The sequence below is a fragment of the Brevundimonas denitrificans genome, assembly GCF_030160755.1.
Classification (GTDB): domain Bacteria; phylum Pseudomonadota; class Alphaproteobacteria; order Caulobacterales; family Caulobacteraceae; genus Brevundimonas; species Brevundimonas denitrificans.
Genome location: NZ_BSOY01000033.1, coordinates 19,049 through 39,417, shown reverse-complemented (window position 1 = coordinate 39,417; position 20,369 = coordinate 19,049). Strand labels below are relative to the sequence as shown.

The 20,369-nt window shown below is 66.2% G+C and carries 21 protein-coding genes, 1 tRNA gene and 1 pseudogene; 7 read left to right on the top strand and 16 right to left on the bottom strand.

The genetic code is table 11. From position 1 onward, the window contains the following. Positions 1-270: 270 nt before the first annotated feature. Positions 271-362: transfer RNA gene (locus QQJ79_RS08770), tRNA-Ser, on the top strand. Positions 363-470: 108 nt separating this feature from the next. Here the strand turns inward: QQJ79_RS08770 and QQJ79_RS08765 are convergent. The 4 genes from QQJ79_RS08765 to QQJ79_RS08750 form a co-directional block, all read right to left on the bottom strand. Further along, a complete protein-coding gene (locus tag QQJ79_RS08765) occupies positions 471-1,418 on the bottom strand; it encodes an acyltransferase family protein (RefSeq protein ID WP_284222548.1) in 948 nt (315 codons plus the stop codon). A gap of 141 nt (positions 1,419-1,559) precedes the next feature. Next, positions 1,560-2,135, bottom strand: coding sequence for a hypothetical protein (locus QQJ79_RS08760; RefSeq protein ID WP_284222547.1), 576 nt, complete (start codon positions 2,133-2,135; stop codon positions 1,560-1,562). After that, on the bottom strand, positions 2,122-2,745 hold the full coding sequence (locus QQJ79_RS08755) for a hypothetical protein (protein ID WP_284222546.1): 624 nt from the start codon (positions 2,743-2,745) through the stop codon (positions 2,122-2,124). Before QQJ79_RS08755 ends, QQJ79_RS08760 begins: the two co-directional genes overlap by 14 nt. A gap of 389 nt (positions 2,746-3,134) precedes the next feature. After that, on the bottom strand, positions 3,135-3,326 hold the full coding sequence (locus tag QQJ79_RS08750; RefSeq protein WP_284222545.1) for a helix-turn-helix domain-containing protein: 192 nt from the start codon (positions 3,324-3,326) through the stop codon (positions 3,135-3,137). 827 nt (positions 3,327-4,153) lie between these two features. Here QQJ79_RS08750 and QQJ79_RS08745 point away from each other — a divergent pair. Continuing rightward, positions 4,154-6,181: an ATP-binding protein gene (locus QQJ79_RS08745; protein WP_284222544.1), complete on the top strand. Its 2,028-nt coding sequence runs from the start codon at positions 4,154-4,156 to the stop codon at positions 6,179-6,181. Positions 6,182-6,610: 429 nt separating this feature from the next. Here QQJ79_RS08745 and QQJ79_RS08740 read toward each other — a convergent pair whose 3' ends face one another. The 5 genes from QQJ79_RS08740 to QQJ79_RS08720 all read right to left on the bottom strand — a co-directional run bounded on the left by QQJ79_RS08740 (position 6,611) and on the right by QQJ79_RS08720 (position 10,513). After that, entirely contained in the window at positions 6,611-6,832 is a 222-nt protein-coding gene (locus QQJ79_RS08740; protein WP_284222543.1) for a hypothetical protein, read from the bottom strand. 71 nt (positions 6,833-6,903) lie between these two features. Further along, on the bottom strand, positions 6,904-7,560 hold the full coding sequence (locus QQJ79_RS08735) for a hypothetical protein (RefSeq protein ID WP_284222542.1): 657 nt from the start codon (positions 7,558-7,560) through the stop codon (positions 6,904-6,906). Between the two features lie 116 nt (positions 7,561-7,676). After that, on the bottom strand, positions 7,677-8,888 hold the full coding sequence (locus QQJ79_RS08730; RefSeq protein ID WP_284222541.1) for a tyrosine-type recombinase/integrase: 1,212 nt from the start codon (positions 8,886-8,888) through the stop codon (positions 7,677-7,679). A gap of 233 nt (positions 8,889-9,121) precedes the next feature. Continuing rightward, positions 9,122-10,225 (bottom strand): DUF2855 family protein, encoded by a 1,104-nt coding sequence (locus QQJ79_RS08725; protein WP_284222540.1) that lies wholly within the window; start codon positions 10,223-10,225, stop codon positions 9,122-9,124. Positions 10,226-10,309: 84 nt separating this feature from the next. Then, positions 10,310-10,513 carry an A24 family peptidase gene (locus QQJ79_RS08720; protein ID WP_284222550.1) on the bottom strand — a complete coding sequence of 68 codons (204 nt, stop codon included), beginning with the start codon at positions 10,511-10,513 and terminating at the stop codon, positions 10,310-10,312. Here QQJ79_RS08720 and QQJ79_RS08715 point away from each other — a divergent pair. Then, positions 10,431-10,778: a GcrA family cell cycle regulator gene (locus tag QQJ79_RS08715; protein WP_431307584.1), complete on the top strand. Its 348-nt coding sequence runs from the start codon at positions 10,431-10,433 to the stop codon at positions 10,776-10,778. The genes QQJ79_RS08720 and QQJ79_RS08715 overlap by 83 nt on opposite strands. A 318-nt stretch (positions 10,779-11,096) precedes the next feature. Here the strand turns inward: QQJ79_RS08715 and apaG are convergent, their stop codons facing one another. Continuing rightward, positions 11,097-11,504, bottom strand: a complete 408-nt coding sequence (apaG, locus tag QQJ79_RS08710; RefSeq protein ID WP_284222539.1) for a Co2+/Mg2+ efflux protein ApaG — start codon at positions 11,502-11,504, stop codon at positions 11,097-11,099. 92 nt (positions 11,505-11,596) lie between these two features. On the opposite strand from apaG, the gene QQJ79_RS08705 reads away from it, so the two are divergent. Then, positions 11,597-12,625 (top strand): 2'-deoxycytidine 5'-triphosphate deaminase, encoded by a 1,029-nt coding sequence (locus QQJ79_RS08705; RefSeq protein ID WP_284222538.1) that lies wholly within the window; start codon positions 11,597-11,599, stop codon positions 12,623-12,625. A 122-nt stretch (positions 12,626-12,747) separates the two neighbouring features. On the opposite strand, the gene QQJ79_RS08700 is transcribed toward QQJ79_RS08705, so the two are convergent. Then, positions 12,748-14,031, bottom strand: a complete 1,284-nt coding sequence (locus QQJ79_RS08700) for an MFS transporter (RefSeq protein WP_284222537.1) — start codon at positions 14,029-14,031, stop codon at positions 12,748-12,750. After that, on the bottom strand, positions 14,028-14,498 hold the full coding sequence (locus QQJ79_RS08695; protein ID WP_284222536.1) for a cupin domain-containing protein: 471 nt from the start codon (positions 14,496-14,498) through the stop codon (positions 14,028-14,030). Before QQJ79_RS08695 ends, QQJ79_RS08700 begins: the two co-directional genes overlap by 4 nt. Before the next feature lie 49 nt (positions 14,499-14,547). Between QQJ79_RS08695 and dapE the strand changes: the two are divergent. Next, a pseudogene (dapE, locus tag QQJ79_RS08690) lies at positions 14,548-15,696 on the top strand (succinyl-diaminopimelate desuccinylase); the annotation flags it as partial. 8 nt (positions 15,697-15,704) lie between these two features. Here dapE and QQJ79_RS08685 read toward each other — a convergent pair. The 3 genes from QQJ79_RS08685 to QQJ79_RS08675 all read right to left on the bottom strand — a co-directional run bounded on the left by QQJ79_RS08685 (position 15,705) and on the right by QQJ79_RS08675 (position 17,459). Then, complete coding sequence (locus tag QQJ79_RS08685) at positions 15,705-15,842, bottom strand: hypothetical protein (RefSeq protein ID WP_284222535.1); 138 nt, start codon at positions 15,840-15,842, stop codon at positions 15,705-15,707. Positions 15,843-15,941: 99 nt separating this feature from the next. Continuing rightward, entirely contained in the window at positions 15,942-16,139 is a 198-nt protein-coding gene (locus QQJ79_RS08680) for a hypothetical protein (protein WP_284222534.1), read from the bottom strand. A gap of 3 nt (positions 16,140-16,142) precedes the next feature. Further along, positions 16,143-17,459 carry an amidohydrolase gene (locus QQJ79_RS08675; protein ID WP_284222533.1) on the bottom strand — a complete coding sequence of 439 codons (1,317 nt, stop codon included), beginning with the start codon at positions 17,457-17,459 and terminating at the stop codon, positions 16,143-16,145. A gap of 121 nt (positions 17,460-17,580) precedes the next feature. Between QQJ79_RS08675 and QQJ79_RS08670 the strand changes: the two genes are divergently transcribed. Together QQJ79_RS08670 and QQJ79_RS08665 are read left to right on the top strand one after the other, a co-directional pair. Continuing rightward, a complete protein-coding gene (locus QQJ79_RS08670) occupies positions 17,581-18,882 on the top strand; it encodes an MFS transporter (protein ID WP_284222532.1) in 1,302 nt (433 codons plus the stop codon). 58 nt (positions 18,883-18,940) lie between these two features. Then, positions 18,941-19,375 carry an SRPBCC family protein gene (locus tag QQJ79_RS08665; RefSeq protein WP_284222531.1) on the top strand — a complete coding sequence of 145 codons (435 nt, stop codon included), beginning with the start codon at positions 18,941-18,943 and terminating at the stop codon, positions 19,373-19,375. Positions 19,376-19,377: 2 nt separating this feature from the next. On the opposite strand, the gene QQJ79_RS08660 is transcribed toward QQJ79_RS08665, so the two are convergent. Next, the gene (locus tag QQJ79_RS08660) at positions 19,378-20,367 is read right to left on the bottom strand and encodes a type II secretion system F family protein (protein ID WP_284222530.1); all 990 of its coding nucleotides are present in this window, start codon (positions 20,365-20,367) and stop codon (positions 19,378-19,380) included. Between the last annotated feature and the right edge of the window lie 2 nt (positions 20,368-20,369).

The window sequence follows — 20,369 nt, the reverse complement described above, 5'->3', positions numbered from 1 at the left end:
GACTGGAGTTCAGACGTGGCCGCCGGCGGCGCGGACACGGCCGCGGCGGCCAGGGCCTGAAGGCCCGAGGCGTCCATGACGCCGGCTCCCGACAGGGCGGCGTCGAACGAGTGGCGGCGGACGGCTTCGGTCATGGGGCTCGCGGCAGGGGAGTTCCCGCCCACCATGCACGCCCGCCCTCACTGTCCCGTTAACGCTGGGCCATTCGCGAACGCGCTGCGTGTTGACCGTTGCGCCGGTCCGTTTGCTCGGCTAATCACGCCGCCTGCCGGAGACGTGGCCGAGTGGCTGAAGGCAACGGTTTGCTAAATCGTCGTACCCTGTAAGGGGTACCCAGGGTTCGAATCCCTGCGTCTCCGCCAGTCACCCTGCCAAGATATTGGTTTTCCAAACTATTTATACGCGGCGTGGAGTCTGCCCTAACTTGCGCCCCAACGGGTGGGTTTAGTTGGGACCCGCAGGCCGACTAGCTAGGAAATCGTGAGGACCGGGCGCGATTCAGACCTGAGCTTCTTGAAATAGGCCATCAGCAGCCGCTCAATCCAGACATAGGTCAGCCACGCCGCTGCTATCGTCGCTATGAGCAGCAGCAGCGCGGGCGGTCGTTGTCCGGTCGCCATCTCGCTCGTTTTGGCAAGCACCGCCATGACGGGAACGTGCGTTAAATAAAGCGAATAGGAGGCATCGCCCAAATGCTCCAGAGGCCTGATCCGACCCGCGACGCCCACCGCCCCGTACACAAGCAGCATGGCCGGGGGCGCGAACCATACGCCCCGCCAGAAGTCGTGCGCCTCTAGAGGGAGGCCGAGGGCGGCATAGGCCGCGAACCAGACGATGCCTAACGCCAGCGCGATCCTAGCGTGTGGATGGGCCTTGCAGCGAGCAATCAGGATGCCGCCGATGAAGGACAGAGCCACCGTCGCGGTTAGCATCGCCGCAACGGGCTCGACCGGGCGGAACACAATCCCGGTGAGCGTCATGGCCACAAGAACGATCCCTGTAGTCAGGAAGGGCCGGTGATGACGAAAGACCGTCAACAGGCCGTAGAAGATCATCTCCCAAACCAGCGTCCAAGCTACGATCAGCGCCCACCCCGAGGTCTCGCCGGGAAGGAGTAGAAACGATTGAAGCAGGTTCGGCGGGGTCTCCGGTTGAAGGGCTGGGAACGCCGCAAAGCCGACGAAGGCAGCCGCCGTGATAATCCAGTACAGCGGCAGGACGCGGATTGCCCTGTCCAGCAGGAACCGGTCGGAACGGCCCCAAATGTGGGCCATGATGAAGCCTGACACGACAAAGAACACGTCCACACCGGCCCGACCAATCGGGAACTGAAACTCGCCGCTGAGCGGGCCAATATGGTAGAAAATAACCGCGAGAGCCGCCGCGCCTCGCAATGCCTGAATGTTGTGCAGGACCATCCGCGCACCTTGTGGTTGGGGGGCGTGACTGTCCAGAAAAAGCTACCTGTAGTGCCGCTGTGTCCTTGTCAGATACTGGAAGCGGTCAGCGCTTGGCCGTCATTGCAATGGCGCTGTAGGAGCCGGGCGCGAAGGCCGACGTTAGAAATAGCGACCAAACCGGCGCAGTCCCTCCGTCGCGAACAGCCCCTCAAACGCTTGCTCCGCACTGTGCCAGGCTGCCAAAAGCCGTCGCCGGTTCGCCCCCCGCCGGGGCCGCTGGCGAAACTGCTTTTCGCAGCGCTCTACGTTTTCCCTGAGCCGCCCCAGCCGGTCCATTGACTGCGAGGCATAGGCCAGCCGGTGAAACTGACGGCAGGCGATGACGCCGCCGATGATCGGCAGGACCTCGCACCGCCGCCCCCAGCGCGGGCAGAAGGCATAGTAGCGAAAGCCCCCGAACCGCATCGGTACCGCCTCCAGCCGGATGACGTGGCGGTGATTCTCTCCCTTGTGGCTGAAGGTGACGGCCAAGTGCCGGTCATCGGGCTTCAGGGTGACGACATAGCCGACGCTGCCCGTCTCCCGCCCGTGAAGGCTCCAGCGCAGCGTGCCGGTGGTCGAGCCGCCTTCGCGCAGCGCACCTACCCTTCGCAGATACCGAATATCGATCCGGCAGGCCGCTTCCACGCTGCCCCGATTGCGGGTCCTGTATCGGCCGGAGCTATAGCCGCCCATGAACCCCTCCAGATTTTCCGAACTCCTCTGTATTGGCCTGTATTATCAGACCCGCTCCGCACGCTGCCGGGCCTAGGTTCTGGGAGACGCCGCAGCGCTTACCCACTACCGACCCTCCATCCTCGCCGCGCCTTATCCCGAACCGCTCGCGCGTCCCGTGGTCCGCTCCCTTCAGGACATAATCGACCGTCTCAGCAAGGTTAGCGAGGTAGTCCGGACCACCCCCTAGAGCCTGCCGATAGGTCCGGCCAATGGATCTGGTTTTCAGGACGCCCTTGCGCCATCGCGCGCCGCACGCCTTCAGCCATCCGCGCTGACAGCCGTTGAATGCCTCGACTAGGTCCGGGGGCAGGTGAAGCAGAACATGGAGGTGGGCCCCCTTGCCCTGGCCATCTTCCCGAACCCAAACGAACGCCGCCAGCCGCCCTCGCGACCGCATCCAATCGCCAATGAGTTTCAGCAGTCGCCGCGTCGCTTTCAGACCATCCGCCACGCTCGCCGCATCCCAATGGACGGTCGTGAAGCGGTTGAAGGGCAGACCGATCTCTAGGGCCTTCGCGGTGGCGGCCAAGACCTTGCCGGTGTCTCGCTCATTCAACCCGGTGGTCACCCGGTCAGCCCGGTTCCTCGCTCCGCCACGGCCGGGCAGGGGTGAGAAGCCCCGATCATGCGCGACAACCTTATAAGGAAGGCGCGACCGCTCCAGCCTCACCACCGCTCCCGATCTATTTGCATCTATTTCAGATGCTTGGGACGCTGGCGATGCTGCTTGCCAATGGGCATTTCTCGCCAGTTTCAACGGCAGACGATCCGGGACACCGTGACACGAGCGGCCCCCGACAAGCGGCGGCAGGGCGCGGACTGCGGGAAACCTCGCCGCAGCAACTGCCGTCCGCCGGGCCTCTGGGGCGGCGCTGGAGGCGCAAGGGCGTAGAAGGCGGGCCCGCATCCCTCCCGCTGTCCAATCAGCCCTCAGCGGCGTCCTATTCTGTTTTCGCCTCATGCCGCTTGAGCGAGCCGGGCAAAGAACGAATCCAAGTCATCCCGCAGGATCATCCGGCGGCCGCCGACCTGGAGCGACGGAAGCTCGTTTGACTGAATGAGAGTGTAGAGGCGCGAGCGAGATAGGCCGGAATAGGCCACCGCGTCATGAATGGTGAAGGCGAGGGGCTTGATCGGTTCAACGGTCATCGGTCGGGTCCGGCACCACCGGACGGAAATCGTCCTGTTCAGGTGCTGGGACACAACTGGACGATGCAGGGACCGGTCGGGAGCCGACGCGAGGCTTGCGACCCCGACGGAAGGCTTCAGTCACCCCCCGTCCTTGGCGTCAGAGGGGGCGCTCTTTGCGGGTGGCCGCCTCATCTGAGCAGCCGGACTGTTGCGATTCAAATAGGTGAACAGGAACACGAGCAGCGCGAATGCCGCGATTACCGCTCCCGCGATTGCAGCGTTGACCAACGTGCCAAGCAGCATGAGCAGCCCCACGGGTAGGAGACCGATGACCATGAGCCACAGGAGGCCATGCTCGACTATGCGCTTCATCTCGACCGGCCCTCGCAGCATTGAGTCGAGCATATGCGCCGGTGCGCGAGAGGACAAAGCCCGCCCTATAGAGTCTGACCTGTCGGTCAGCGCTTCCGTGAGCGGACTCTCTCAGGGTCCGCTATGGGGGGAAAGCGGACGTCCGCCCAAGGGCGATTGCCTTGGGCCGGACTGTGAGTGCTTTTGCCAGGAACCCGCTCTCTCGCCTGTCGACGAGCACGCCCGCGGCGTGCTGGTTCGGGTCGGTAAACGCCCAAGCGTTACCTTAAGCCTGACCATTCCAAGTTGCGGGAATTGCTAACCCGCAGATGAGTAAAAGATTAATCTCGGTGTGCGACTGATCGGTCTATCCGATCTGTTTTCTCAGACTGGAGAAACCGTGCTGCCGAGCGTCTGACCTATACGGGTGTTGAAAACTAGCGACCCTGAATTCTTGGAGTCGTCTTCGCGTTAGCAGTTTAGGGGCGACCGAAATGATCACGCTTCCGCCGACTGACCGCGAAGCGCACAGGGTCGACATGGTCCGTTCGTTCGGCCTATTGGACCAGATACGCTCCCCGCTGCATGACGAAATCTGTGCGCACGCGCGCAGTCTTGCCCAGACCCAATCGGCCTTGATCGCACTCGTCGATAGTGAACGCGCTTGGTTTTCGGGCGGGGCGAACTTCGAGGGAGAGGACACCTGCAGATGGTCATCGTTCTGCACACACGTAATTGCCGAACCCGTTGAATTTCTGTGGGTCGAGGATGCCAGTAAGGACTTTCGGTTCGCCCGCATCCCGAGGGTCCGTAGCTCGCCCCACCTGCGGTTTTATGCGGGCGCACCGATACTTGTGAATGGCTATGCTGTAGGGGCCCTGTGCGTCTTTGACGCTGAACCGAGGCCCTTCGACTCTGTTCTGTCAGGCCAGTTATCCAGTCTGGCAAAGATCGTTGCGGAAGACCTCGCCGCCCGCCATCGCACTCAGTCAATTGAGTCCGCCCTGATAGCGTCTGCTGACGCCCTGATCGACATCGATCAAGCCGGTTTCATCACCTATTGGTCAGACGGTGCCGAACGATTGTTCGGCTTCTCCTCCGCTGACGCGGTCGGCGCGAATATCAACATTATCGTTCCCGACGATTTCAAGGCGGCTCACAACGAAGGCTTCGCTCGGTGGCGCCAAAGCGGCGTTGCCCGAACAGGGCGCCGGATGGACCTGACCGCCTGTCGAAAAGACGGAACTCCTGTTGAAATAGAGTTGTGGATGGCAGTCGTTCACGAACGCGGAGTACCGCACATTCACGCCAACATCCGCGACATATCTGAACGCAAGGCACACGCTAACGCGTTGGAGGTCGCTACGACCGAAGCACAGGCGGCAAACGAAGCCAAAACTTCATTCCTCGCCAATATGAGCCACGAGTTTCGAACGCCACTGAATGGGGTCATCGGTGTGGTCGATTTGCTGCGGCAAACATCGCTGTCAGATCATCAGAGGGAACTGACATCCATCATCAGGAAATCGTCGGATCAACTAGCGCAACTCGTTGGGGATGTCCTCGACCTCGCGCGGATCGAGTCGGGCAACTTGGTGCTGACCGAAGTGAACATGTCCCTTCCCGACGTCGTCGAGAGTGTCAGGAACATCTGCGAGTTGGCCGCACACGAGAAGGGCCTCACCCTCTCCGTTGATTTAGATTCTGACGCCACTTCTCCGGTGATCGGCGATCCGCTGCGGATTACGCAGGTGCTCAACAACCTCGTTTCGAACGCGATCAAGTTCACTGAGCGAGGCTCAATCTCAATCTCTGTCCGCCGCAGTGAGGACGACTACCGGTTTGAAGTCAGCGATACCGGGATTGGCTTCAATGACGAACAACGCGGGGTGATCTTCGGTCGGTTCCAACAGGCCGACGTGTCAATAACACGCCGATTTGGCGGGACGGGTCTGGGGCTGGCGATATCGCGTGACCTGGTGACCAGGATGGGTGGCGCGATAGATTGTTATTCCGAGCCCGGGCACGGGGCGACATTCTGGGTGACGCTGCGGCTTCCGCAAGCGGCCCAGACGCCCGCAGATGACGCTCCGCCGCCCGTGACCCCTGAGGGTATGGGCCGCGTGCTGGTAGTTGATGACAACGCCACGAACCGTCGCGTTGCCCAACTCCTCCTGCAAGCGATTGGGATTGAGGTCGCTACCGTTGATGACGGAAAACAAGCCGTCGAGGCGTTCGTCAACGAGAAGTTTGATGTCATCTTGATGGACATGATGATGCCGGTCATGGACGGCGTGGCCGCGACAATCGCGATCCGAGATATCGAGCGTCAACACGGCATGCTCCGTACGTCGATCATCATGCTCACCGCAAATAATCTGCCACAACACATTGAGGCGAGCCTCAACGCGGGTGCGGATCTGCACCTGCCCAAGCCCCTGAGCGTCTCAGGACTCCTCCAAGCGCTGTCGAAAATGCCCGAGCCTACGAGTCACCAGCAGGATGCTGCGGCGTATCGCTGAAGGGCATTCTCGCCACTCTTACAGCGCCGCCGAGTCGTATGCTTGAAGTGGCAGCGTCACGCTGGCGATGCCATGAGGCCGGCAAAAACAACACGCCGGGAGCCGACACAGCAATGTCTGCTTTGGGTCGGTAGGTGACGTTGGCTACGGAGCGCTAACGGACGTTAGTTCATGTCCACAGGATCCGGCGACACGTCTGGGCACGCTTAGCCAAATGTGGCGCGGCCTATGTCAATGCCAATCCAAATCCCTACAGCCCCTGCTGCCAACCAGACGGCGCCGACAGCAGCTATCGCCGCCACCCATTGAAGTCGTGTTGCTCTGCCCATTTGTCGACCGTAATCCATTCATCAATGTCTGCAATGGGTCGGGAGCAGACGGTCGCCTAAGGGTGGAAAGCGGACTGGTATAACGCCCAGAGCGTCACGCTCAGGGCACGATGCGGTTTACGGTCAACCCAAAGATGAAGGTGCCCGCCACCCATGCCAAAACCATCGATGATGGCTCGGAAGTTGCCAAGCTGACGCCCAACACCAGAAGCATGGGTCCGACCATCAGGTGATAACGGTCCTTCAAAAGCTGGCGCTTCTGACGCATCGTCAGCGGGCGGCCAAACATCGCGGGTGATCTCTCCATAACTGAAGATTGCATGGAAAATTCTCCGCACGCAACCGCGATGCAATGTCGGCAATGGGTCGGGAGCGGACTCTAGCTCCACGACCCTAAGCGGACCCGCCCCCGTCAACCTTCGAGCGTCCCGGTATGGTCAGCACCGCCCGGCGTTCCATTCGCTTGATACCCCGCTCAATGCCGTCGTCGGTTCCAGGCAAGCCGGGGTTCCTTCCTGCCGCCCGCTCCGCACCGGCCCATTCCTTCGCCAACCGCACCAATGAAGCGAGGGTGACGTGCGTCCTGCCCTCACAGTCGGCGACCGCGTGCGGGAGAAAGGATTGTTCCCAAGACGCGACACGCCCGCGCTGAGCCTCGCCCTGCCGATATAGTTTCCAAGCGTTCGCGGCAGCGGCGTCGATCTGCCCCGTCTCCCATTGCGCGAGGATGCTGCTGAACATGCCCATCTGACTACCGAGGAGGATGAGCTTCGCCGTTCTGACCCCCTCATCTTCCGACTCGCTGTCCCAACCCTCCAGAATGGCTTGGACCGCCTCCAGTGCCATGAAGCTCTCGGCTGCGACTTCGACAAGGGCGGGAGTATCGTCGCCCATCTTCGAGACGGCCTGCCTGCAAACCTTGGCGATCAATTCGAGCGTTTCGTAGTTGAGGGCAGGCGAGAGGGTCTCGTCGGTGCGAGCATTGCTGGCGCGGATATCGTAGCCCGCTGCCCCAAGCGCAGCGACGGCTCTGAAATAGAGTCCCGCCATTCGCTCTCTGGTCGCGTCCTGCCACCGCCGCTCTGAAAACGCTGCGTCAAAGGCAGCCTTCTCAGCGTTCAGCAGGGCGTCGCGAGGCTCCGGTGTCGGCGGCTCGGGAGTCGGGCTCATTGTCGCGCCAACTGAACCACACGGGCGCTCCGGCTGGGTTCACAGAACCTGGCCCATGCATCCATGAGCTTTCGACGCTTCTCCAGCGCATCGCCTCGCCGGTAAGCCTGTTCCGTCATGTCGCCGACCGCGTGCGCCAAGGCCAACTCCGCCACGTCGCGGGGGAAGGTGGAAACCTCGCCCGCCCAATCCCGGAAGCTGGACCGGAAGCCATGTGGCGTCAAAGTACCGGGCTTCTTGCCCATCCGCTTCAGCAAGGCGCTGAAGGCCGCATCCGACAATCCAACGTCCGGCTTGGGCGTCGGAAACACGAGTGAACCGCCGCTGCCGTCGGAGAGGGTTTTCAGCTCCTCCAGAATGACCACCGCCCGCTCACATAGGGGCACACGGTGAACGCGCCCGGCTTTCATCCTCTCTGCCGGGACCGTCCAGAGCTTCGCCTTCAGGTCAATCTCGCTCCACGTCGCGCCCCGGACCTCGCCGGAGCGTGCGGCCGTCAGGATGACGAACTCCAGCGCCAGCGCGGCCATTCCGGTCCGGCCGCGAAGCTCCCCAACGAACGCGGGAACGTCGGCGAAGGGAAGCGCCGCATGATGGCCACGCGTCATCTTCCGGCGCTTCGGCAAGACGTGGTCCAGATGACCTTTCCAGCGCGCCGGGTTCTCTCCCGTGCGGAAGCCCTTGGCCTTCGCCGCCTCCAGCACGCGCTCGATCCGGCCGCGAAGCCGGGAGGCGGTCTCCGGCTTCTGGCTCCAGATTGGCTTCAGCGTTTCGAGAATGTCGGCCGTCTCGATCCTATCCACCCGAAGCGGCCGCAGCTTCGCCGCATCGGTGGTCAGGGTCGCCGCCCACTGCGCCTTATGCTTTTCATTCTTCCACTGCGGGCCCAGGTCCTTCACTACCGCGTCGGCCAACTCGCCAAACGTCGGCACCGCCGCGTTGGCGTGCTTGACCTCCAGCGGATTGACGCCATCGGCCACGAGCGCCCGCGCTGCTGTCGCCTTCTCCCGCGCCTTGGCCAGCGTGACGCTGGAGAAGCCGCCAAGGCCCATTTCCTTCAGCTTGCCGCGCCAGCGGAACAGGAACACCCAACGTCGCGCCTCGCCCGGTCCAACGGACAGATAGAGCCCGCCGCCGTCCGCGTGCCTGCCCGGTTTGGTGATCGTCGCGACCGCCCTCGGGCTCAGTCTGTTTAGCTGTCTCGCCATCGCGGTGCCCCAACCCGTGCCCCAACATTGAGCGTGGATTCTGGGGGACGTCGCGGGACAAAGCCAGACAAATCGTTCTGATATGCGTTGATTTAATAGGGGGTTTTCAACCACCGTCGGATGGTCCCGGACAGGAGTTTAACGGACTGCGTCTCCGCCAGAACCCTTCCAGTCGATGGTGTGAAGCCGCCGGGCGTTCCGGGCTGTCGAGCCGCCACTCGTCGGCTTGAGCTTCAGCGAGCAATCCGCACGATGGCGCCCTCCATCGGATCGGACACACCGTCCGCCAGATCACGGATCACGCCCCGGGCCGCCTCGAGGCCGCCGTGCTCCACGATGTGAATCCAGGGCGATACGGGATCGACGACCCGTCCGAAGAAGGCGCGCTGGTCCGCAAGGAACCGGTCATAAAATGCGTGCAGCGTCCCCTGGGTCCGGTGCTGGTCAAGGCAGGTGGCGGCGAAGAAGAAGACCGGTTTCGGACCGGTCAGCGCCGGATCGTCGGCTGTGAAGCTGTCGCTCTGCGTTGAACCGACCAGACAGTCGTAGGTCAGGTCGGTCCCGAACCGGGCGTGCAGGCGGCGACGCAGCGCCGCATCGCCGGCCAGGTCGAGATACAGGGTGGGCATACCCGTCTCCAACCCTTCTACCGCCTCATAGCCATGGACGGCGTCATAGACGCCCAATCCCTCGACGAAGGCGCGATTGCGCGCGCCGGTCAGGGCCATGACCGTGACGTCGTCGTCCGCCAGACACCATGCGGCGCCATAGGCGGTCTTGCTGGATGCGCTCGATACGACAATGCGGCGCGCCCCGAAGAATTGGTTCTCTCTCAGGAAATCCACCGCCGTATAGGCGGTGATGAAGAGGGGGCGGAACAGGGCCTCGCTGTTCTCCAACGCCGCTGAATAGTGGCGATCCGCCGCGCACAGCACATAGCGATTGTAGATATCCGGCACGGCCTTTCGCCACGGCGAGGCGTCCGCGAAGCCGCCCCGGCGGATCTTTTCCGCCTGGACGACCAGGGTGTCCGCCATCGGGAAATAGCCGAACACGCGCGCGCCGACGTCGACGCCGGGAGCGCGGGACGCGGCCACATCGGCGAAACCCCAGACCGGCATCATGCCCAAGTCGTTCTCGCCGGTCGGAAAGACGCGCCAGTAGCCGATCGCATCCCCATAGGCGGCATAGGTGATGTTGTTGGTGGTCAGGGAGAACCGGTCGAGCGCAAGGACGACTTCGCCGTCCCGGAGCTCGCCGTGCGCCGGACTGTCCGCGAGGCGCGTCTCGCCGATGTTGGATTTTCGCGTCATCAGCCGGCGGCGGACATCGGACATGGTCGGTCTCCTGAGGGCGTGGGACGGAGAGCCTAGCGGGTGTCTCGCTTGACGTAAGAGAAGGATCGCAAGCGACTGGCCCGCCTAGAGCCCCAGCGGCCCCAGCATCCAGGTCAGCCAGACGCCCGCCGCCAGACAGGGGCCGAAGGGCAGGCGGTCTTCGCCCGAGACCTTGCCGCCGACCAACAGGCGCGCGGCCACGAAACTGAGGCCGGCGGCGGAGGCCCAGAGCAGCACGCCCGGCAGGCCGATCCAGCCGACCCAGGCGCCGCCGGCCCCGCGCCGCATCGAGGCGGTCCAGCCGCGCGTCGCGACCGCCCCCTCGGTTCCGGCCCCGATGCCCGACCTGCCCGGCACCGCCACGGTGATGACCCTGGGCGCCCATATGTGCAAATGGCCGATCGGCGACCCGTCCTCGACCGAGTTCAGCTTCTGCGGCCGCCGCGCCTCGGAAGGCGTCTATTGCATCGAACACGCCCGCGTCGCCTACCAGCCCCAGGTCAAGCGCGGCGGCGCCACCGATCTGGCCCGCAGCCTGCGGCGCTACATCTAAAGGGCGCTGGCGCTCGGCGCCTCGGGTCCGGTCGCCGCTCCGGCGGCGATCGGATCACCGCTGATTAACCAATTCAGCCATACGGCTGTCATGAACGGCTTCTAGAGAGCCGCCCTCCGCCTCGAGGCGCCACCCGCACGGGGCCTCGAGTACTGGGGCGGGGCTGCGCTTTTCCGGGTTGACGCAGCCCCTCACCTGCTTCGCGGGTTCGCAGTGATTAGTGGCTGGTGGTTAGTGACTGCTGCTTCACGGCCTGCGGAAGGGCGGCGCGGTCAACGCCGTCGCACAGGCGCTGGCCAGCCACTGGCCACTAACCACTCAGTTCAGCACCCGCCGGTCCCCCGGCACATCGAGGCTGAACGCCGGAATGGCGGCCTCGAACGTCCGCCCCGTGGCGTCGATCATGGAATAGCCGCCGACCATCGAGCCCGAGGCCGTGCCCAGCGGACAGCCCGAGGCATAGGCATAGCTTTCGCCCGGCTTGATGGTCGGCTGTTCGCCGATCACCCCCGGCCCGCGCACCTCCTCGACATGGCCGCGCGCGTCCGTGATGACCCAGCGCCGGGCCATCAGCTGCACCGGCACCCCGGTCAGATTGACGATCTCGACCTGATAGGCCCAGACCCAGCGGCCCGCGTCCGGATCGGACTGGCCGGCCAGATAGCTGGGCCGCACGCGGACCACGATCCCGTCGGTTTCAGCTTCATAGGCGCGCGTATCGTGCATCCGCCCATGGTCGCGGAACCCGGACCCACGTCAAGCGCGGCCTTGCCCTCGTCGGAGAGGAGACGCGGCGAAAAATCGTGTAAGCCGGACGGATGCAGTCCTACGAACACACGATTCCGGGCATCCTGCCCTGCCAGTCCATCGAGGCCCTGATCGCCGGCGGCGCGATCGCCTCGGACACCCCCTTCGACGCCGACCAGGTGCAGCCGGCCAGTCTGGACCTGCGGCTGTCCGACCAGGCCTGGCGCGTGCGCGCCTCCTTCCTGCCCGGCAAACGCACCGTCGAGGACCGGATCGCCGACGTCGCCATGCACCGGATCGACCTGTCGGGCGGCGTCGTGCTGGAGCGCGGCTGCGTCTATATCGCCCGCCTGCAGGAGCGGCTGAGCCTGCCCAAGGGCCTGATCGCCCGCGCCAATCCCAAGAGCTCGACCGGCCGGGTCGACGTCTTCGTGCGCCTGCTGACCGATCGCGGCGCGTCGTTCGACGACGTGGCCGAGGGCTATGAGGGGGCGCTGTATCTGGAGATCTCGCCCCAGACCTTCCCCATCCTCGTCCGCCCGGGCACGCGTCTTAACCAACTGCGGCTCAAGGCCGGCGAGCCGCCCAAGCTGGAGACCCGCAGCGTCGGCGTCGAACTGCAGGGCGGCGAAGGGTCGATCGTCGGCTTCCGCGGCCGCCGTCACGCCGGCGTCGTCGACCTCGACAACATCGACGGCCACGACCCGCGCGACTTCTGGGAGCCGCTGACCCTGCGGCGCGGCGAACTGCTGCTCGATCCGGGCGAGTTCTACATCCTGGCCTCCAGCGACGACGTGGAGATCCCGGTCGACCAGGCCGCCGAGATGACGCCGATCGATCCGTCCGTCGGCGAGTTCCGCGTCCATTACGCCGGCTTCTTCGATCCGGGCTTCGGCACGGACGAGGCGCACGGCGCGGGCTCCAAGGGCGTGCTCGAGGTGCGGACCCACGACACCCCCTTCCTGCTGGAGCACGGCCAGATCGTCGCCCGGCTGGTCTATGAGCCCCTGACCGAACGCCCGACCCGCCTCTACGGCGAGGGCGGCAGCCACTACCAGCGGCAGGGGCTGAAGCTGTCGAAGCATTTCAAGCCATGGTGAAGGAGTGGCTGGTGGCTAGTGGCTAGGGATTGCCGCGTCTCTGGCGGCGGAAGGGCGGCGCGGTCCGCGCCGTCGCACCGCGGGTGGCCAGCCACTAGCCACTAGCCACTAGCCACTCCTCCTCACTCCAGCCGATCCGCCTTCCGCAGGTCCGGGAACCACCGCGCCCAGAGCCCCGTCGCCGCCAGCGCGCCCAGGCCGCCGTACACCGCCGCGTAAATGGGGCCGAGGAAGCGCACGGCCACGCCGGAATAGGCCTCGCCCAGTTCGTTCGACGCGCCGATGAACAGCATCGACACTGAACTGACCCGGCCGCGCATATGATCGGGCGTGGCCAGCTGGATCAGGGTCTGGCGGATGTTGACGCTGATCATGTCCGCCGCCCCGCCGAGGAACAGCACCGCGCCCGACAGCCAGACGCTGGTCGACAGGCCGAAGACCAGAGTGCAGACGCCGAACACCGCCACCGAGGCGAACATCCAGCGGCCCCCGTGGGCGACGATCGGGAAGCGCGTCAGATACAGGGCGACCAGCAGGGCGCCGGCGCCGAAGGAGGCGCGCAGCAGGCCGAAGCCGACCGCCCCGACATGCAGGATGTCGCGGGCGAAGATGGGGGTCAGCAGGGCGACCCCGGCCAGCAGCACCACGATCAGGTCCAGCGAAATGGCGCCCAGCACGATCTTGGTGTTCCAGACATAGGCCAGCCCCTCCTTCACCTGCTCCACCGGAGAGACCCGGGTCGGCGACGGGGCCGGCTTGCCGCTGGTGCGGATCAGCAAGAGGCTGGCGAAGCCGATCGCGAACATGGCCAGCGCCACGCCATAGGCGCCCGGCACAGAGAAGCCGACGATCACGCCGCCCAGCGCCGGCCCGGCGATGGCCCCGGTCTGGAAGGCGATGGACTGGGCCGCGATGGCCGGCGGCAGGGCGCGGCGTCCGACCACCATCGGCAGGAAGGCCTGGCTGGCGGGGGCGAGGAAGGCGCGGGCGGCGCCGAACACGGCGGCGACGGCCAGCAGGCCCCAGAGCGGCGGCGCGCCGTGCAGCGCCATCAGCAGGAAGGCGAGCGCACAGCCGCCCTCGACCATGACCGACAGGGTGACGGTGTTCTTGCGGTCGCGCCGGTCGGCGAGGGCGCCGGCCGGCAGGGTCAGGGCCAGCAGCGGCAGGAACTGGCACAGGCCAACGAGCCCCAGATACAGGCTGGCCTCCTCGATCGGATGGTCGCGGCGCGCGATCTCATAGACCTGCCACAGCAGGGCCGAGGACTGGATCTGGATGCCCAGCACCGCGGCCACCCGCCCGACCCAGAGCAGGCGGAAGTCGCGGATGGCCCAGGGGCTGGCCGGCCCCTCGGGCGGCGGCGGGGGCTGGACCGGTTCGGTCGTCTCGAGGGTTTCAGTCACGTGCGGCGGTCGACCTTCGGATACGGGGTCCCGTCGCGGTGGAAATAGCCGCCCTGCCGGAACTGCATGTCGATGTCGGGATAGTCGCCGGAATCCCCGCCCGGCGTGCGCGTGCCGACCTCCAGCAGGACGGCCTCCGCCCCGGAGCGGTTCTGCAGGACGTGCCCGTTGGGCACGCCCGCCTTCCAGCCCGCGCAGTCCCCGGCGCGCAGAATGGTCTCGCCCTCATCCTCGACCAGGACCACCTCGCCCTCCAGCACCCAGACGAACTCGTCCTCGCCCTCGTGCCAGTGTCGCTGGCTCGACCAGGCGCCGGCGGGCAGGCGCAGCAGATTGACCCCGAACTGGTCCAGGCCGACGGCGTCGCCCAGCCGCCAGCGGCGCCGCGGCTTGCACGGTCCGGCGAATTCCTCGGGATAGCCCGTGCCGTGTCCGGTGGGCGCGTTGTCGATGTCGATCTTCGGCATGGGAGGGAGCCCTTCTCGCAGTCGTCCGAACCCCGTAAAGCACAGCCATATGAGCGTCGCATCAACTCCCGTTATCGATCCTGTCGCCCTGACCCGCGACCTGATCCGCCGGCCCTCCGTCACCCCCGCCGACGAGGGGGCGATGGATGTGCTGGAACGCGCCCTGACGGGGCTCGGCTTCCACTGCCGGCGGATGCGCTTCGAGAACATCGAAAACCTGTACGCCCGTCGGGGGACGGCGAGCCCCAACCTCTGTTTCGCCGGCCACACCGACGTGGTGCCGACCGGCTCGACCGAGGCCTGGTCCTCCGGCCCGTTCGAGGCCGAGGTCAGGGACGGCGTCCTCTACGGCCGAGGCGCGGTCGACATGAAGGGCGGCATCGCGGCCTGGGTGGCGGCGGTCTCGCATATTCTGGCCGAGGGCGAGGTCCCCGGCAGCCTGTCGTTCCTGATCACCGGCGACGAGGAGGGCCCGGCCCTGCACGGCACCAAACGGGTGGTCGAGACCCTGATGGCCGAGGGCGAGGTCATCGACGCCTGCGTGGTGGGCGAGCCGTCGTCGTCCCGCGTCCTGGGCGACATGATCAAGGTCGGCCGCCGCGGCTCGCTGAACACCTGGATCACCGTCCAGGGCAAACAGGGTCATGTCGCCTATCCCGACCGCGCCGCCAATCCGGCGCCGGTGATGGCGAAGCTGCTGGCCCGGCTGGCCGCCCATGTCCTCGACGAGGGCTATCCGGAATTCCCGCCGTCGAATCTCGAGATCACCACCATCGACATCGGCAATCCGGCGACCAACATCATCCCGGCCGAGGCTAGGGCGCGGCTCAACATCCGCTTCAATCCGACCCACACGGGCGACGAGCTGATCGCCTGGCTGAACGCGATGGCGGGCGAGGCCCAGGCCGCTTCGGGCCTGCAGATTTCACTGGAGCATCTGTGCTCCGGCAACGCCTTCCTGACCGAGCCGGGACCGTTCGTCACCGCCGTGCAGGATGCGGTCGAGGCCGCCACGGGTCGCCGCCCCGAGGCCTCGACCACCGGCGGCACCTCGGACGCCCGCTTCATCCGCGTCCTGTGTCCGGTGCTGGAACTGGGTCTCGTCGGCCAGACCATGCACCAGATCGACGAACGCGCGCCGGTGGCCGAGATCGAGGCCCTGGCCGAGGTGTACCGGGCGGTGATCCGGACCTTCTTCGACCGCGCCTACGACAGCAGGTCGAGCGCCAGCAGGGCGCCGCCGAACATCGCCGCGAAGGCGACCAGAAAATAGAAGACCTCGCGCCGAAGACTGCCGCGGCGTTGCAGCCTCATGGGCGGCAGTTGAACGGGCAGATTGCTCATGACCCTCTCCGGTTCGACCCCCGAAGGATGCGCCGGGTTCCTTGCCGGGGCATTGAGAAACGTGGTTGCCGGCCTTCCGCGCGAAGCCGGGGTCCGCCGTCAGTGCAGCGTCGCCTCCAGCCGGGCGATCCGCCGGTCGAGGTCGGCGACCATCTCCTGCAGCCGCGCCTGTTCGGACTTCATGTCCACCGGCGTGCCGTCGTCATAGGTGAGCTGCGCGCCCTTGCCGATGAGGTCGAGGCGATAGAGGGCGGTCACCCGGCGCGCCTTCAGCTGCTCCAGTTCGCTGTCGGCCACGGGTCAGTCGCGCTCCAGAAACCGGATCGCGCTCAGCACATGGGCGCGGACGCCGACCGGCAGGACCGCCTCATTGACGTCGAAACCCGGCGAATGGTTCGGCGGCGAGGTCGACGGATCGACGCCGTCCTTGGAGCCGCCGAGGTGGTAGAAGACGCCCGGCACCTCCTGCGACAGATAGCTGAAGTCCTCGGCCACGGTCGTCGGCGGCGTGGCCGGATTGACGTTCCCCTCGCCCGCCGCCTCGGTCAGGACCGGGGCCAGCCAGGCCGACAGCGCCTCATTGTTGAACACCAGCGCCGCGTTCTGGCGCACCGAAAACTCGGCCGTCGCGCCATAGGTCTCGGCGACATTGTCGATGGCGACGCGGGTGCGGGCCACCAGGTCGTCGCGCTGGGCGATGTCGAAGGTGCGCAGCGTGCCTGACAGCGTCGCCTCCTCGGGAATGATGTTGTAGCGGACCCCGGCGTCGAGGGTGGCGATGGTGAAGACCGTCGGCGTCGTGGTCGGGTCGATGGTCCGCGCGGTCAGGGTGTTGATGGTCTGGACGATCTGGGCCGCCACGGCGATGACGTCGACGCCCTTCCACGGCCAGGCGCCGTGGGTCTGGCGGCCATGCAGGGTGACGTCGACGCGGTCCGAGGCCGCCATGAATCCGCGCGGGCGATAGAACAGCGTCCCCGGCCGTCCCGGCACGACGTGCAGGCCGAAGATGGCCTCGGGCCGCGGGTCAGCCAGCGCCCCTTCCTGGATCATCAGCCGCGCGCCGCCCAGCGGTTCGCCCGGAGGCGCCCCTTCCTCGGCGGGCTGGAAGATGAAGACGACCGTCCCGGGGATGTCGGCCTTCATCCCGGCCAGCACCTCGGCGGCGCCCATCAGCATGGCGACATGGGCGTCGTGGCCACAGGCGTGGGCGACCGGCACCGTATTGCCCATATAGGTCCCGGTCGCGGTCGAGGCGAAGGGCAGGCCCGTCGCCTCCAGAACCGGCAGGGCGTCCATGTCGGCCCTCAGGGCGACGACCCCGCCCGGCCGTCCGCCGCGCAGCACGCCGACGACGCCGGTCTTGCCCACCTCCGTGCGAACCTCCATCCCGAGCGCCCGCAGATGCGCGGCCACCAGGGCGGCGGTGCGCGTCTCGGCGAAGCCCAGCTCGGGGTTGGCGTGCAGGTCGCGGCGCCAGGCGACGACCTTCGGCATCTCCGCCGTCACCGCCGCTTCAATGCGATCCAGGGCGACCGGCGCGGTCTGGGCGTGGACCAGGCCCGCGGACAGGGCCAACGACAGGGTGGAGACGGCGAGCAGGCGGCGGAAGGTCATGGCGGTCCCCAATGTCCGAGAACCGCTACCGTGCGCGGACCGTGGGATCGGCGCAAGAACTGAAACAAAGAGGTTATATGCGTCAGATGACGCAGGGCGGCGGCGGGCCTAGACTGCGTCGGTGAACCTTCGCTCCCCCGCCTTCGCCATCCTGTTCGCCGTCAGCCTGATCGCGGCGGCGGGAAACATGGCGCTGCAGTCGGTGCTGCCCGCCATCGGGCGCGAGTTCCGGCTTTCGGACACCCTCGTCGCCGGGGCCTTCGCCATCTCGGCCCTGATGTGGACCGTCGCCTCGCCCTTCTGGGCGCGGCTGTCCGACACCCTTGGCCGCAAGCGGGTCATGATGATCGGCCTGGCCGGCTTCATCGTCTCGATGAGCGGCTTCGGCCTGGCCGCCACTTCGGGACTGGAGCAGTGGCTCAGCGCCGGGGTGGCCTTCGTGCTGATGGCGGTGGCGCGCACCATCTACGGCGTCTTTGGTTCGGCCGCGCCGATCGCCTCCCAAGCCTATGTCGCCGACCGCACGACTCCGGAACAGCGCACCCAGGCCATGTCGCTGCTGGCCTCGGCCCAGGGGCTGGGCACGGTGATCGGCCCGGCGCTGGCGCCCTTTTTCGTCCTGCCGCTGATCGGTCTCGCCGGTCCCATGTACGCCTTCGCCCTGTTCGGGGCCGTGGTGCTGATCGTGGTCTGGCGCAAACTGCCGAGCGGCGAGGTGGTGCGCGTCCCTTCGCCCAGCGGCCATCGCGGCGACGCCGGCAAGGGGCTGTGGAAGGACCGGCGCGTGCGCGGTTATCTGCTCTACGGCCTGTTCGTGACCGGAGCCCAGGCGGCCAATATCTCGGTGCTGGGCTTTCATATCATCGATGAGTTGTCGGCGACGGGAATCGCCGTCCGCGACGCCCAGCCCTTCATCGGCATCGCCATGCTGGCGGGCGCCGCCGCCACCTTGATGGCCCAGTGGGGTCTGATCCCGCTGCTCAAGCTGCAGCCCGCCGACCTGATGCGCTGGGGCGCGGCCCTGGCCCTGGTCGGAAACCTGATGAGCATCGCAGCGCCGGGCTACTACGGGGTCGTCGTCGGCTATGCCGTGGTTTCCATGGGCGTCGGCTTCGCCCGGCCCGGGTTCACGGCCGGATCATCCCTGTCGGTGGGCCCGCACGAACAGGGGGCCATCGCCGGCCTGATGATGTCGCTGGCCGGACTCAGCTTCCTCGCCCCGCCGGTGATCGGCGTGGCCCTGTACGAGCTGGCCGAACCGGCGCCCTTCATCGCCAACGCCGTGCTGCTGGCCGCCGCGACGGCCCTGTGCTTCATCAATCCGAGGCTGCGCGCCGGTCCGCCGGACCTGCCCGACCGCGACGAGACGCCCTCGCCCGAGACGCCGCCCGCGTCGCAGCCGGGTCCGGAAGGCAATCGCTGACCGCCTCGAGCATCTCCGGGGCCTTTTCCCGGTCCCAAAGCCGTGGCAGATCGGGGCCATGGACATCGCCCGTATCGAGCGCCGCATCGGCGTGCGCGCCACCCCTGACCAGATCTGGGAGCTGATCGCGGACCTGCCGGGCTGGGACCGGTGGAATCCGGTCGAGACCGGGCTTGAAGGCACGATCGCCTTCGGCGCCGACATCGCCCTGACCGAAAAGATCGGCGATCTGCCCGAGCGCCGCGCCGCGACCCGCGTCGGCGACTGGCAGCCCTGGTCGCAACTGGTGTGGGCCGAGAACCGCGGCCTGTGGTTCCGCTCGATGCGCTATTTCGAGATCGAGCCGCTGGACGAGCCGAACAGCTGCATCGTCGCCAACGGCTTCATCTTCTCGGGCCTGCGCGGCGAGATGTTCTTCGACAAGAACCGCCGCCATCTGCGGCACGCGGTCGACGCGGTCGCCGAGGCCTGGAAGGCCGCGGCCGAGGCCTGAGATCAGCCGCCCCCGGCGCCGGCGGCCATCGTGTCCTGGATGCTGATGATGGCCGGGGTCAGGATGACGATGAACAGCACCGGCAGGAAGAACAGGATCATCGGCACGGTCAGTTTCGCCGGCAGGGCGGCGGCCTTCTTCTCGGCCGCCGAAAGCCGCATCTCGCGGTTTTCCTTGGCCATCGTCCGCAGCGCGGTGCCCAGCGGCGTGCCATAGGTCTCGGCCTGGGTCATGGCCGTGGCCACCGATTTCACGCCCGGATGGTTGGTCCGCTTGGCCAGACCCTCATAGGCCATGCGGCGGTCGGGCAGGTAGCTGAGCTCGGCCGACAGCAGGGTCAGTTCCTCGGCCAGGTCGATCGACGAGCCGCCGATTTCCTGGCTGACCTTCTGGATCGCCGCCTCGATCGACATGCCCGCCTCGACGCAGATCAGCAGCAGGTCCAGCGCATCCGGAAACGCCTGCATGATCGACGTCTTCCGCTTTGAGATGCGGTTGGAGAGGAAGATGTTGGGCGCATAGAAGCCGATCACCGCGGCGAACATACAGGCCGTGAGGCGGGTCATCACCGGCAGGCCGAAATCGTTGAAGACGAACAGGTAGAAGGCGATGATCGCCAGGAAGACGAACGGCATGGAGAAGCGGAAGAAGTAGAAGGTCGTCAGCGGCTTGGGCCCGCGATAGCCGGCCTGGGCCATCTTCTCGGCGACCTTGGGGTCTTCCAGCAGCTTGGTCAGGTTCAGCCGCTCGACGACGCGCTTCTTGAAGCCATCGTCCGAGTGGCGAAGGTTCTGGGGCCCCGAATTCTGGGCGGCGATCGCCTGACGCGAGCGCCGCTTCAGCTCCTCGCGCCGCACCGCCACGGCCTTCAACCGGCTTTCCAGCTTGGCCCCGCCGCTGAACGAGCTGAGCAGGGTCATCAGGGTGGCGAACACCAGCACGCCCACGCCGAGGCTCAGCAGATTCTGGACGTTGGTGAAAAACTCGACCATTG